A 12933-nucleotide genomic window follows, 5' to 3' on the forward strand; every position below is an offset into this window, starting at 1 on the left:
TAACGGAGCGACTATGCGCTATGAAAAAGCCGGCTCAGCGCTTTATCGACGCCATCGCTTGCCAGCCGAGGTCATCGCGGAATCGGTGTGGCTGTATTTCCTCTTTCCGTTCAGCTTTCGCCTGGTTGAAGACATGCTGGTTTATCGAGGGGCCGTCGTCACTCATAAGACAGTCCGCGAATGGGTGGAGAAATTCGGGTGGGCGCCTGCCAACGCAATCCGTCGCCGGACACCGCGCCCTGGTGACAAGTGGCATCTGGATGAATGAGTCATATCGATCAAAGGTGAACATCACATCCTGTGGCGCGCTTTTGATCAGGATGGATTTGTGCTGGAGACTTTGGTTCAGAAACGACCCGATACCAAAGCTGCCAAGCATTCCATGCGTAAATTGCTAACCGCTCAGGGTTGCTCACCACGGGTGATGGTCACAGATAAACCTGGGTCTTATGGAGCAGTCAGGCGGGAATTAGGCCGGAGCATTTGTGATCCTCGCCAGCTTAAAGGCCTGAACAATCGTCGCGAGAATTTGCATCATCCAATGCGACGACGAGAACGCATAATGAAGCGTTTCAAGTCAGCGCGCCATGTAAAAGAATTCACATTGATACATGACCCTAATTACAACCTTCAACTTTCCACGTAACCGATTCAGTTCTTCCAATCACCGTGAGTTACGACACGCCGCAACAGACGTGTGGCGTAAAATCGCGTGCCTGAAAGCCGCATAAAAACAACCACCAATATCCAAATTCCTCTGCACTCATGTTAACGGTACGATGCCTTAACCAGTGCGCTCATGAGCCAATATTCCGGCTAAAAGCATTTCCAAGGAAAGTGACCCTTTGAGCCATTGGGTTTACTGACAACGCAATATCCTTGAGCGCGTCTTCAGAAAATTAAAACAGTTCAGACGCATACCCACTCGTCACGATAAAGACCTGATAAATTTTCTCGCCGCCGTTAAATATGTGGCAGTAAGAGATTTTATCAGATCGTTATGCGCCCACGGTCCAATTTTAACTTATCGCGAAGCAGAACAGCAGGTAAACTCCTCTTCTGTCTGTTCCGGCCAACAAATTTAGTCCGATGGCAGTATAATTTTCCTGGTATCCGATACGAAAGTGGCGTCGAGAAAGATCATAAGGCTTATAAGTAGCATTTCTCTAACATTGTACTGCCACCACGAATTGTTTCAAAGCCCGTGCGTGCCGTCATATCCGTTGATTTTCGGTGCGACCCACCCGTCTGGCTTATGAGCAGGTTTATAGACTTCAACGACAAGTGGATAGCAAGCGGCTGTGTCGGAGGAGTGCTCAGAGGAGCAGTCACCGCCTGGGCAGGCCGACATGCAGCCCAGCAGGTCGATTTCGGCGAAGAACTCAAGATAGTCGCCGGGGCGAACCGGGCTTGCTTTCATGAAGTACTGGCCGGTATCCCGCGTAAAGCCTGTGCACATGAAGACGTTGAGGACGTCATGAACAAAATTGCCTGCTTCCTCCAGCGATTTCCCGGTCTGTTTTGCAAAAGCACGGGTCAGGTTGGAGTGGCAGCAATGATGGTACTGGCCGCCATTACTGAGAAGATTGTGCGTGTATGGGTCGCAGCGGGTTCCAATCACGTCATGTACCGAGCCGCCGAATTCATCGAAGCCGTACCAGTCGAGTGTGTCATGCGTGATCGTTGCGATCGGGCGCAGGTAAGGCATATTCGAGAAAAGTTGATCGCCAAGGCCAACATGCGATCCATTGAGCGCGCGCGTCTTGCCGGTATAAAGCCGCTCACTAAGGTTCTTTGCATTAAATAGGTTCAGATCGCCGACCTGCGAACCTTCGCTGCAAAGAATACGGCAGAAATGTCCGGCCGGAACCTGCCAGCAAGCCGCATCGCGTGCTGGAACGACGATGCGTTCAACGAATTCCAACTCATTGCGTAGCGCGCGATAGGCCGCAAGATCAGGGCGCGGCAAAGTGTCGACCGGATAGCAGATCACAGGTTTGATCGCCTTGCGGGCAGACGCATCTTCCGGCGCAAGGGTAATGGGCTCAGGTTTCATCCCTGTATTCTCCTTAGTATTGGTATGTCACGCTATTCTGCGTGTGAAGATATCTTTTTGCTGGGGCGGGGCAGGTTTTGTGCGCGGGCTGCTTCAAGAACCACGCGTTCAGATTCCTGCAAATAGAGTTCAAGAGCACGGCTTGCGGCAGCGCGATCACCGTCACAGAGCAGGCCGCAGATCTCGACATCGCGCGCCACCCAGGGCTCCTGAAAGCGGCGTGCATCCGGCGCCATGGAGAAGGCCAGACGCGCTTGCGCTGCGACCGTTGCGAAAACCTCATTCAAACGCGGACTGCCGATAAAATCAACGATCTGCTGATGAAACTCGAGCGAAGCAGTGCCGCATTGCTGCCAGTCCCTGTTAAGTGCTGCGCGCTGCACAGCTTCGACGCGCTCAACAAGTTCTGACATGGTTTCCTGCGAGGCATAGGCACTGCAAGTGACGCCGCGCAGTTCAAGCGTCATGCGGATTGCATAGATCTCACTGATTTCAGCAGCGTTGAGCGCACGAACGGTGGCGCCGTGATGTGCACGGTGCTCAATCAGGCCTTCGGCGACAAGATCGCGCAATGCTTCGCGCAATGTATTGCGCGATACATTAAGCGCCTCGGCCCAGACAACCTCGCGTAGTGGCGTGCCAGGCGCCAGTTCACCGCGCAAAATTTTGTCGCGCAACAAGCCAGCCGCAGTCTGCGTCAGCACTAAAGGGCGATCTGTAGGGCGGTCCTGATGGGTCACTCTGGTCTCCTTGGCATTATAATTTGTTGAACAACTTTTCTATGTCAAGGGAAAATGCGCCACCCGCTTACTCCCATAAGCAAAATTTGTAGCAGATTCTCGAAGGTCGCGGCGTTTTGTTTGCTGCGCATCAAGTGCGGGTACAGGTGGCTTCTGGCCTTCGATACCCAATTTACGGACAAAGGCCAGCTACTATGGGGTAAACGTCTGGGTATGCGATACCGACTGCAAATTTAGAATTTTTTCCCTCTAATGTTGAACAAAAAAGAAATGCCCGAAAATTGAATAGCTTACGGTCATATCAGCGGGGTTACTGCGATTGGTTTGGCTACTTTTACAGACCTCGAACAGCTTATGATGAGAATTTATGCAGATAAAGGGATTGCAATCTTATAATTGTTCAACAAAGATAAGAAAACGAATGAGAGGAACACCCCATGAAAAAACTTCTGGCCACGACCTTCATCCTGATGGCTTCACTCACAGGTGCTCATGCAGAGGCACTTAAGATCGGTGTCGATCTGACTTATCCGCCTTACAATTATTTCGACGAAGCCAATCAACCAGCGGGCTTTGACGTAGAACTGGTGAAACTGATCGGCAATAAGACGGGCAGTGAAGTGTCCTTTCAGGATACCCGTTTTGAAAACCTGATCCTCGGTGTTTCCAGTGATCAGTTCAATGTCATTGCCTCTACGCTTTACGTAACGCCTGCGCGTGCTAAGCAAATTGACTACATCCCTTACATGAAAACTGGTGTTTCCATCGCGGTTGCTACGAGCAGCGGTGAAAACTTTACTAAGCCGGAAGAGCTGTGCGGTAAGCGCGTTGGTTCCATCAAGGGTGCTGCATGGATTCCTGAGCTTGAAAAGCTCAACAAGACGGTTTGCTCCGCCAGTCCGATTGACTCTCGTGAGTTCCCGACTTCGCCAGAAGCGACACAGGCTCTCCTTTCCGGCGGCGTTGATGCGCAGCTTGAAAACTCTGCCGTTCTGGCCGATGCAGCCGAAAAGCTCCGTGGCCGTATGAAGGTCACTTCGACTGATCAGCTTTATCCGGTGATCGTCGGCTTCGGTGTCAAGAAGGGCAATGAGGAGCAGGCTAAGTTCCTGCGCGATGCACTGACCAGGCTTGATGGTGATGCCGATTACGAAGCCCTGTTCAGCAAGTATGGCGTTGCGAAGTCGACGGAAGCTGAATTCAAGGCAGCTATTGCCGAATAAGCGTGTCTGGCAGATGGACACCACACATCTGCCAGACCAATCACGACTGGGATTTGCGGCGCTTCAAAGCGCATCCTGAAAACTGTGAAACGGTTTTTGGATGAAGATGCGCATTAAAACATTAATCTGAAGCGCAAAGCGTCCAATTGGGCGCACTATATTTGGGAAATCCGGCCCATGAGTTTTGACTGGAACTATCTCTTCAGCCTGGTGCTGTATCCAGATTTCTGGCGTGCCACGGCTCTTGTCGCATGGCTGGGAGTGCTGACATGGGTTGTCGGTACTGTGCTTGGCTTTTTGCTTGCGCTTGCAAGACAATCCAACCTGCGCGTCGTGCGCTGGTCTGCAAAGACTTATATCTGGCTGTTTCGCAGCCTGCCTTTGCTGGTGTTGCTGATCTTCGTTTACAACATGCCGCAGTTCATACCGGCGCTCGGTCCAGTGTTGTCTGTGCCCTTCTGGGCTGGCCTGATCGCGCTGGTTATTTCGGAAACGGCCTATCTCGCGGAAATTCATCGCGCTGGTCTCATTTCGGTTGATCAGGGCCAGCACGAAGCAGCACACGCGCTTGGCGTCCGCCCGGTGGGCAAATATCGCCATATCATTTTGCCGCAAGCCGTTCGGGTGGCACTGCCATCGCTGGGCAATGAATTTATTACAATCGTCAAGCTGACCTCGCTTGTATCGGTGATTTCGCTTGCGGAGATATTGCTGGTTGGCCAGCGGCTTTACACACGCAATTTCATGGTCATTGAAACTCTGGTTGCGGTGTCATTCTACTATGTGCTGGTGGTTTCTGTTTTCAGCTTTTTCCTGTCACGGCTTGAAGGTCGTCTCGATATCACGCGTATGACCGGGGCTGAAATCGCAGTGCCTGCCATGATGCATGCACCAGTTCAAACCACCAATCAGCGTCACATTGGCGACGAAGTCGTTGTGGCTCTCGATCATGTCTGCAAAGATTTCGGCGACAAGCATGCGCTTGCTGATGTGTCACTGAAGGTAAACAAGGGCGAAGTTGTCAGCATCATCGGACCGTCCGGTTCTGGTAAGACGACCCTGATCCGCACGATCAATGCGCTTCAGGACATCGATAAAGGTCGCATTCTGCTGGATGGTGGCGAGTGGATTACAGCTGATGACAAAGGCTATCGGGTTGTTTCCGATTTCCATGATCGCGTTAAGCGGCTTGGAATGGTGTTCCAGTCTTTCAACCTGTTTCCGCATATGACTGTTTTGCAGAACGTGACTTTTGGCCCGCGTTATCATGGCAATCGCAACAAGGAAGCGCTGCGCGCTGCTTCCATGAGCCATCTGGCACGTGTCGGCATGGCTGCGCATGCCAACAAATATCCGCATCAGCTTTCAGGTGGACAGAAGCAGCGTGTGGCCATTGCGCGTGCGCTGGCGATGGACCCTGAAATCATGCTGTTTGATGAGCCAACCTCAGCGCTTGATCCGGAACTCGTGGGTGAAGTGTTGCAGGTCATTGAAAGCCTCGCACGTGATGGCATGACGATGATTATCGTGACCCATGAAATGCGCTTTGTCAGCCGTGTTAGTGACCGCGTTGTGATGATGGAAAATGGCCATGTCGCAGTCAACATGACGGCAGACGAACTCAAAGATGCCCCGGCCGATAGCCGCATCCAGAAGTTTATGCTGCAAAGCTAAGCGGTTATCCACCTCGGGTCATATCATGACAAAAAAGACCGGCTGATTTCATAATCCGCCGGTCTTTTTTGGTTTGAGAAAGGGGCATTGTTGCCCCACTCATCATTCGATGGTTGCAAGCTCTGCGCCAAGCCCAACGCTTTCACCGGGCTGTGCAAGCAGGCTAATCTTACCAGCCTTGGGCGCGGCTATGCGTGTTTCCATCTTCATGGCTTCCATGATAGCAACAACTTCGCCTTCTGCGACCGTTGTACCATCTTCAACCAGCCATTGCTGGAACGTGCCGGGAATGGGGGCCGTGACAGCGCCTTCTGTAACCGGCTGCGTGGAAGAGGCTGTTTGCTGTGGCGCGCTAAGGCCGGAGAAGAGTGCAGCGGGAAGGCCAAGTTCATGGCGCTTGCCGTCGATCTCAATGAAACTGCGTATAACACCACCCTCGACGGGATCAATCCTTTCCGATGGTTCAACACCGCAGAACTCGGTTTCAATCCAGTTGGTGAAAACCTTAAATCCGTCTTCGCCGGTAAAGGCCTCGTCTTCCACAACCGCTCGATGGAATGGCAGCACGGAGGCGACACCTTCAATCTTAAACTCGGCCAGCGCACGGCGCGCACGGATAAGCGCTTCCTCACGCGTGGCACCCGTCACAATAAGCTTTGCCATCAAAGAGTCGTAGAGGCCGGGAATTTCCGATCCGCTTTCAACACCGGTATCCAGACGCACACCCGGACCCGAAGGTGCACGGAAACGCGTGATCAGGCCCGGGGTTGGCAAAAAGCCACGGCCCGGATCTTCGGCATTGATGCGGAATTCAAAGGCATGAGCGCGTGGCGCTGGGGTTTCGGTGACTGATAATTCCTTGCCGTCCGCAATGCGCAGCTGCTCGATGACGATATCGATGCCGGTGGTTTCTTCGGTGATCGGATGTTCGACCTGAAGGCGCGTGTTAACTTCGAGAAACGAAATCGTGCCATTCTGTGAAAGCAGAAATTCGACCGTGCCTGCTCCCGTATAGCCCGCCGCCGCACAGATTGCGCGCGCAGAGTCATGAATACGGGTGCGCTGTTCTTCCGTGATAAAAGGTGCTGGCGCTTCTTCAACGAGCTTCTGGTTGCGGCGCTGCAGTGAGCAATCACGCGTGCCAAGAACAACAGTGTTGCCGTGTGTGTCGGCGATAACCTGTGCCTCGATATGGCGTGGCTTTTCAAGGAATTGCTCGGCGTAGCATTCGCCACGTCCGAATGCCTCGACGGCCTCACGAACGGCGGAATCGAACAATTCGCCGACTTCTTCCAGACGATGCGCCACCTTCATGCCGCGACCACCGCCGCCAAAGGCAGCCTTGATCGCCAAAGGCAGCCCAGCTTCACGTGCAAAGGCCACAGCTTCCGCAGCTGATGCCAGAGGGCCGTCGGAACCCTTAACGAGTGGCGCGCCGACTTTTTCGGCAATGCGGCGTGCTTCAACCTTATCGCCGAGCGATGTGATGACGTCCGGTGATGGGCCGACCCAGATCAGACCCGCACCAATCACGGCTTTGGCAAATTCCGCACGTTCCGACAAAAATCCATAGCCGGGATGGACAGCATCCGCGCCTGAACGCTTCGCAATGTCGAGTATCTTTGCAATGTTAAGATAGGTATCTGCCGGGCGACCTGCGCCGAGACCATAGGCCTCGTCGGCAAATTCGGCGTGTAGGGAATTTGCATCTGCGTCGGAATAGATCGCGACGGACGCAACGCCATAATCGCGTGCTGCGCGGATGATGCGGATGGCGATTTCGCCGCGATTGGCAATAAGCAGCTTCTTCATCAGGCTATAACTTCTTGCGGTTCGAAATTGGAGATTGGGTTGAAGCGAATGCGGGCGCCGATAGGTATCTGGCCTGCGAGATCGAGATGATGGTTTGCGACCACGCCTATAACTGGATAACCACCGGTCAGCGGGTGATCGGCCAGAAACAGAACGGGCTGACCGCTCGCAGGCACCTGAATGGCACCAAGGGCGGTGCCTTCGGATGGCAGCTCATCATGAATGGCGCGTTCGATGGTGGTAGCACCTTTAAGGCGCATACCAACGCGACTTGATTGCGGTGTCACATCCCAGTCCTGCGATGTGAGGGTTGTAAGACCCTGCGGGGTGAACCAGTCGGTACGCGGGCCCAGCACAATATCGAGTGTCACGACTTCTCCGGCGCGCGGCAGCGCGCGCGACGCGCTTATATCAGAAGAAACTGCTAGTGCTGTCCCGTGGGCCGGTACAAGAATATCGCCAGCGATGATCGGTGATGGACCGACCTTTGCAAGCGTGTCACGCGCCGCTGATCCAAGAACAGGTTCAACTTCAAATCCGCCGCGCAGTGCGAGATAGCTGAGCATTCCTTCCGGCGGGATGCCGAGCGACAGTTCGTCGCCTTCGTTCAACGCGATTGGTTGCGCAAAGCCTGCGGTAACGGTTTTGCCTTCCGGCGTCCGAATGGTCAGCGGGCCAGGCGCTCCGGACACGGCAACAGTCACAGGACGGTCGGCCTTGAACGCAAAGCCGCCAAAAGAGACCTCGATTGCGCCAGCATTGGCTGGATTGCCAACGCACAGATTCGCTTCTCGCATAGCAGTCCGATCAAGCGCGCCGGATTCCGACACTCCCTGACTGGCAAGGCCCGGGCGACCCATATCCTGATACAGCGCCGGGCGGTCAGCGCGCGTGACAAGCAAGCCTTTTGCGGGCTGTGTTTTCACTGCGGCTGTGGCTGGTTTTGATACGGTGATTGTCCCGCTCTTCGCCATATCGCAGAACCGTACGCGGTCACCGGGTGCAAGCAGTGCTGCGCGTTCTCGCGTCGTGTCCCACATGGCAAGCGGTGTGGTGCCAAGCAATTGCCAGCCGCCGGGGCTGTCCGAGGGATAAATACCGCCGAACTTGCCTGCCAGCGCCACCGATCCGGCCGGAATTTTCACGCGCGGGCTTTTGCGGCGCGGCACATCAAAACCCGGATCATCACAGGTCATATAGGCAAAGCCGGGCGCAAAGCCGGTAAAGGCGACGGTATAGGTTGCGTTAGTATGGCGCTCAATGACCTCGTTGATCGTACAGCCAAGCATGGCTGCAACGTCGCCCAGATCTTCTCCATCATAGGTGACGGGTATTTCAAACATCTCGCCACTGCGGGTGCTGCGGATCGAAAGATCAAGCGCTGCAATCTGGCTCGTAAGCCTGGCACGATCTGTCAGCCAGCGATCAAAGCGAACCATAATCGTGCGCGCGCCGGGAATGACTTCGCACACACCTTCAAGCTTTGCTGCCTGCAAAACGTCGAGCAGCGTGAGCGTTATGGCAAGATCATCAAGCTCGACCAGAAAACTATCGCTGCCAGATGGCAGAAAGCGCAGGCGTTCACTCATGATGTGACATCAACGAAGGGCTTGAGTTCCACGCCGCGTGCTTCCAGGCGCTCACGCAATGCGGCGGCGATTGCAACAGCGGTCGGATTATCGCCATGCACACAGATCGACTGCGCATCGAGCGCAATATCGGTTCCATCAATGGCGGTTACGCGCTGCTCATTGACCATGCGCAGCATCCGCTCTGCAATCACTTCAGGGTCGTGGATGACGGAACCTTCAAGGCGGCGATTAACCAGACTGCCATCGACATTATAGGCGCGGTCGGCAAAGGCTTCGCACACGACACTCAAACCGGCTTTGCGGGCCTGTTCAACGATTGGCGCACCCGCCAGTGCCATCAGAATAAGCGAAGGGTCGATTGCTTTAATCCCTGTAATGACATCAGCTGCCTGCCGCGCATCATGCGCGATTGTGTTGTAAAGCGCGCCATGTGGTTTCACATAACGCACCTTTGTTCCGGCAGCCCGTGCCAGCCCCTGCAATGCGCCGATCTGGTAAATCGTATCGGCGATAAGTTCACTGCTCGAAGGATCCATGTTCCGACGGCCAAAGCCGACGAGATCACGATAGCCGATATGCGCACCAACCGACACGCCGCGTCGGGCAGCTTCGCGTAGCACAGTGAGAATTCCGGCAGGGTCGCCCGCATGAAAGCCACAAGCAATATTGGCGCTGGTCACGATCGCCAGCATTGCTGTGTCGTCTCCCATAGGCCATGGGCCGAAGCCTTCTCCAAGATCGCTGTTGAGATCGATAGCTGCCATGTCGCGCCCCTGTTGAACATAAATGTAATACGGGTTATTGTTGAATAACCTATTATGGATTGTTCAACAATATGAAATCGTATATTTGCAGGAATATGATGTGAAATAGCTGATACGGACAATGGTCAAGACGTGCAGTAATTCGAGTACGTTTGCTACAAACCACTTCCAGAACGCTATGGTTAGCATGGCTCTGAGAGTTTAGCCCGCAAAGCTGTCCTGAATTGACAGGGTTTTGAAGGATATTCATGACACGCGAAATCTTGCCGCCTGCAGATGATCAGACATTGGCGACCCAGACTGCTGCCAAAATTCGCGAGATGCTGATTACCGGCGAACTCTCGCCCGGCACCAAGCTTTCCGAACAGCAGATTTCAACGCAGTTTGGCATCTCGCGCAACACGCTTCGCGAAGTTTTTCGTCTGCTGACCAGTCAGAGCCTGCTGACTTATATTCCCAATCGTGGCGTGTTTGTTGCAACACCCGATGAGGCCACGGTCGTCGATATTTATCGTGTGCGGCGCGTCATCCAGAAGGGTGCTGTTCAGGTTGCCATCCCCGGCCATCCTGCATTGATCCGGATGAGAGCACTGCTGACACAAACGGCATCAGCACAGGAAGCCGGCGACTGGCGACAAGTCGGAACGATCAATATGGAGTTTCACCGTGCAATGGTGGAGCTTTGCGATAGCCCACGACTAAGTACGTGCTTTGATCTGGTGCTGGCTGAATTGCGTCTCGTCTTCGTGCAACTGGAAGACACAGCACATCTGCACGAACCTTACATCGCACAGAATGCGGAACTTCTGTCCTCTCTTGAAGCGGGTGATATCGGGACTGCAATCCAGCAACTCGATTCTTATCTCTTGCGTTCCGAACGCTCTGTGCTTGCAGCTTTGCAGCGTAGAATTCGTTAGGATAAAAACTTTATCACGGAGCCACACAGCATTCAGAAAAGCTATTTTAAGTAAATGATTCCGTTGGCGAGGGCAGTCGACTGTGCCTCGTTTACCGGCGTCAAGTCTGCATTTCTGGGTAAACACCGCCGTGGGATTTTGTAGCATAGTCTGGCGCGAACTTGTTGCGAGCCAAGTCATGCAAGTAAAGCGCCGAACTCTGCATGGCTCAATGATATCAGCCTATTCCGGATACATGGTCAATCATCTTTGTGCAAAGGCTGCACAAGCGGTCCCGACGTGTCAACAAATGCGCCACGAAGATTGATAGTTTGCACGAATACCGTAGCAATCTATGACTGCCTAGACTGACAGACCACGTCGCAGCTTTGCGAAAGAATATGCGCCTTCAAATTAGCTGGCCACGGGTGATGACTGTCGCGCACACTATAATCGACTGAGAGAGAATTCCTTTGGCGAGGGAGTTAAAGTTACATTTTGGGGCGGAAACGGTGTTTGATCTGATCGATGGTGAGGGAACGGCGGGTTCTCAGCAGGCTTACTTCTCCGAAACCAATGCATTTATTGGCACAATTGCGCAACAGACCAGTCTTTGGAGCAATCCATATCGCCAGATGGATGCGAATGCGAAACCGGATCGCGATTGCTTGGTAAAAGATCAAACCTGTGCGTCAAGCAGATGGCGCGGCTGGTTTTCGGGCTTCGGAAGCAGCACAAGTGTCGACGGTGATCCAACGGTTGTTGGCTCGGGTGATCTGCGAAGCCACAGCAAAGGCATGGCGGCTTGCTTTGATTATCAGCTCAGCCAGCAGGCACTGCTTGGCTTTGCAATCGGTGTTGGCGAAACAGACTTTAAAGTCACTGATCGCCTGACAAGCGGCGACATGCAGACGGAACGAAGCGCGATTTATGGCGCATATAAGCGGGATAATTTCTACATTGACGGTTTGCTTGGGTTGGATTGGTTCAATGTCAGTACCGGGCGTTTCGCAGCTATAGGAGCCACTGCATCCAATGCTGGGGTGCATGACTGGATGCAAAATGATTTTTCTGGCTATGGCTTTAACATGCGCCTGGAAGGCGGTTACCGTACATAGCTTGGAGGCGTTCAGTTTACCCCCTTTGCGGCGTTGCAATTGTCGTCGTTTCACATGAATGGCTCAACAGAACGTGCGGATGTGACAGATGGACGTCTCGCACTTTACTATAAAAACCGGACGATCAATTCTGTTCCTCTCACGCTCGGAGCTCAGTTCGATACGCGTGTACAACTGAGTGAAAATGCGTATTTCACGCCTTACATGCGTGCATCCTGGGTTCATGAATTCTCAAATAAACGCTCGGTTGAAGCAGGTTTCACAGCGGCTCCTGGCTATGAGTTCGTCGTGCATCGTGCGGAAGCGCCGCGCGACTCGGCACAACTCCCGGCAGGCTTCAATGTGCAGATCGAGACGGGATTGTCTCTCTACGGCAAAGTGACAGGCAACCTTTCCAGATCGTCAAACGATATATCTCGCTCGGGTGGTTTCCGGTTACGATGGTAAAAGGGCAGTATGTGATTATGCAAATACGAATGAAAACCCTTTGTTTAATAGTTATGGGCCTATCGGCGACAATCATTGTTTCGGCCAGAGCGCAAAACGAACAGTCAGCTGCGGCATCCAACACGCAGCAGACCCTTGAACTTAAGACGAGCGGCTGGCAGAGCAAGTGTGTTGCCAGAGATCGTCAGGCTCCGTTAGAATGTGTCATTGAAGCGAGTGCCGTGCTTAGCAACAATGGACAGCTTTTGACGGATTTTTCTATTCGTATTCCTGATGCAAAAGCGCAACCGCTTATGTTGGTGCGTGTTCCTCTGGAAGTAGCATTAACTGCGGGTCTCAATCTGAAGGTGGACGATGGTAAAACGTCCAGCTATCCGTTACAGACCTGCAATAATGATGGCTGCTTTGTTGGTGAAGCCATCGATAAAGACCAGCTTGCAGCGATGATCAAGGGCGCAAATGTTGAGGTGTCCTTCAAGGATACAGCGCAAAATGATATTCGCCTGAAGTTACCGCTTAAAGGCTTCGGCGATGCTTACAAAGGGGTCAAGTAACAAACAATGTTGATATTCATTACAAGTGATATCGTGTGAGCGGATATGATGGGGACT

9 protein-coding genes and 2 pseudogenes are annotated in these 12933 nt (G+C 53.2%); 6 read left to right on the plus strand and 5 right to left on the minus strand.

Going from position 1 to position 12933, the window contains the following annotated elements; translation table 11 throughout:
• Nucleotides 1-13 precede the first annotated feature (13 nt).
• Nucleotides 14-731, plus strand: a pseudogene (locus WH356_RS14250) (IS6 family transposase).
• Between the two features lie 464 nt (nucleotides 732-1195).
• Here WH356_RS14250 and WH356_RS14260 read toward each other — a convergent pair.
• Nucleotides 1196-2056 carry an urea carboxylase-associated family protein gene (locus tag WH356_RS14260; protein ID WP_339511870.1) on the minus strand — a complete coding sequence of 287 codons (861 nt, stop codon included), beginning with the start codon at nucleotides 2054-2056 and terminating at the stop codon, nucleotides 1196-1198.
• A gap of 32 nt (nucleotides 2057-2088) precedes the next feature.
• Complete coding sequence (locus WH356_RS14265) at nucleotides 2089-2796, minus strand: GntR family transcriptional regulator (RefSeq protein WP_339511871.1); 708 nt, start codon at nucleotides 2794-2796, stop codon at nucleotides 2089-2091.
• Nucleotides 2797-3233: 437 nt separating this feature from the next.
• Between WH356_RS14265 and WH356_RS14270 the strand changes: the two genes are divergently transcribed.
• Both WH356_RS14270 and WH356_RS14275 read left to right on the plus strand, forming a co-directional pair.
• Nucleotides 3234-4019 (plus strand): transporter substrate-binding domain-containing protein, encoded by a 786-nt coding sequence (locus WH356_RS14270; RefSeq protein WP_339511873.1) that lies wholly within the window; start codon nucleotides 3234-3236, stop codon nucleotides 4017-4019.
• A 177-nt stretch (nucleotides 4020-4196) separates the two neighbouring features.
• A complete protein-coding gene (locus WH356_RS14275) occupies nucleotides 4197-5693 on the plus strand; it encodes an amino acid ABC transporter permease/ATP-binding protein (RefSeq protein ID WP_339511875.1) in 1497 nt (498 codons plus the stop codon).
• 102 nt (nucleotides 5694-5795) lie between these two features.
• On the opposite strand, the gene WH356_RS14280 is transcribed toward WH356_RS14275, so the two are convergent.
• Genes WH356_RS14280 through WH356_RS14290 form a run of 3 tightly spaced genes read right to left on the minus strand, consistent with a single transcriptional unit; the run spans nucleotide 5796 to nucleotide 9861 of the window.
• Nucleotides 5796-7505, minus strand: a complete 1710-nt coding sequence (locus WH356_RS14280) for an acetyl/propionyl/methylcrotonyl-CoA carboxylase subunit alpha (protein WP_339511877.1) — start codon at nucleotides 7503-7505, stop codon at nucleotides 5796-5798.
• Nucleotides 7505-9094: a 5-oxoprolinase subunit B/C family protein gene (locus WH356_RS14285; RefSeq protein ID WP_339511879.1), complete on the minus strand. Its 1590-nt coding sequence runs from the start codon at nucleotides 9092-9094 to the stop codon at nucleotides 7505-7507. Before WH356_RS14285 ends, WH356_RS14280 begins: the two co-directional genes overlap by 1 nt.
• Complete coding sequence (locus tag WH356_RS14290) at nucleotides 9091-9861, minus strand: LamB/YcsF family protein (RefSeq protein ID WP_339511881.1); 771 nt, start codon at nucleotides 9859-9861, stop codon at nucleotides 9091-9093. The genes WH356_RS14285 and WH356_RS14290 overlap by 4 nt, the downstream gene beginning before the upstream one ends.
• A gap of 248 nt (nucleotides 9862-10109) precedes the next feature.
• Here WH356_RS14290 and WH356_RS14295 point away from each other — a divergent pair, with 248 nt between their 5' ends.
• The 3 genes and pseudogenes from WH356_RS14295 (at nucleotide 10110) to WH356_RS14305 (ending at nucleotide 12876) form a co-directional block, all read left to right on the plus strand.
• Entirely contained in the window at nucleotides 10110-10778 is a 669-nt protein-coding gene (locus tag WH356_RS14295) for a GntR family transcriptional regulator (RefSeq protein WP_339511883.1), read from the plus strand.
• A gap of 614 nt (nucleotides 10779-11392) precedes the next feature.
• Nucleotides 11393-12322: pseudogene (locus tag WH356_RS14300) on the plus strand (autotransporter outer membrane beta-barrel domain-containing protein).
• A 29-nt stretch (nucleotides 12323-12351) separates the two neighbouring features.
• Nucleotides 12352-12876: an invasion associated locus B family protein gene (locus WH356_RS14305; protein WP_339511885.1), complete on the plus strand. Its 525-nt coding sequence runs from the start codon at nucleotides 12352-12354 to the stop codon at nucleotides 12874-12876.
• The last annotated feature ends 57 nt before the right edge of the window (nucleotides 12877-12933 follow it).

Source organism: Ochrobactrum sp. MYb379, from assembly GCF_037479515.1.
Classification (GTDB): domain Bacteria; phylum Pseudomonadota; class Alphaproteobacteria; order Rhizobiales; family Rhizobiaceae; genus Brucella.

Bases quoted from the DNA above. Each gene is read 5' to 3' on its own strand.
- WH356_RS14305 (WP_339511885.1), top strand. From the start codon at position 12,352: ATGAAAACCCTTTGTTTAATAGTTATGGGCCTATCGGCGACAATCATT.
- WH356_RS14290 (WP_339511881.1), bottom strand. From the start codon at position 9,861: ATGGCAGCTATCGATCTCAACAGCGATCTTGGAGAAGGCTTCGGCCCA.
- WH356_RS14285 (WP_339511879.1), bottom strand. From the start codon at position 9,094: ATGAGTGAACGCCTGCGCTTTCTGCCATCTGGCAGCGATAGTTTTCTG.
- WH356_RS14280 (WP_339511877.1), bottom strand. From the start codon at position 7,505: ATGAAGAAGCTGCTTATTGCCAATCGCGGCGAAATCGCCATCCGCATC.
- WH356_RS14260 (WP_339511870.1), bottom strand. From the start codon at position 2,056: ATGAAACCTGAGCCCATTACCCTTGCGCCGGAAGATGCGTCTGCCCGC.
- WH356_RS14275 (WP_339511875.1), top strand. From the start codon at position 4,197: ATGAGTTTTGACTGGAACTATCTCTTCAGCCTGGTGCTGTATCCAGAT.
- WH356_RS14295 (WP_339511883.1), top strand. From the start codon at position 10,110: ATGACACGCGAAATCTTGCCGCCTGCAGATGATCAGACATTGGCGACC.
- WH356_RS14270 (WP_339511873.1), top strand. From the start codon at position 3,234: ATGAAAAAACTTCTGGCCACGACCTTCATCCTGATGGCTTCACTCACA.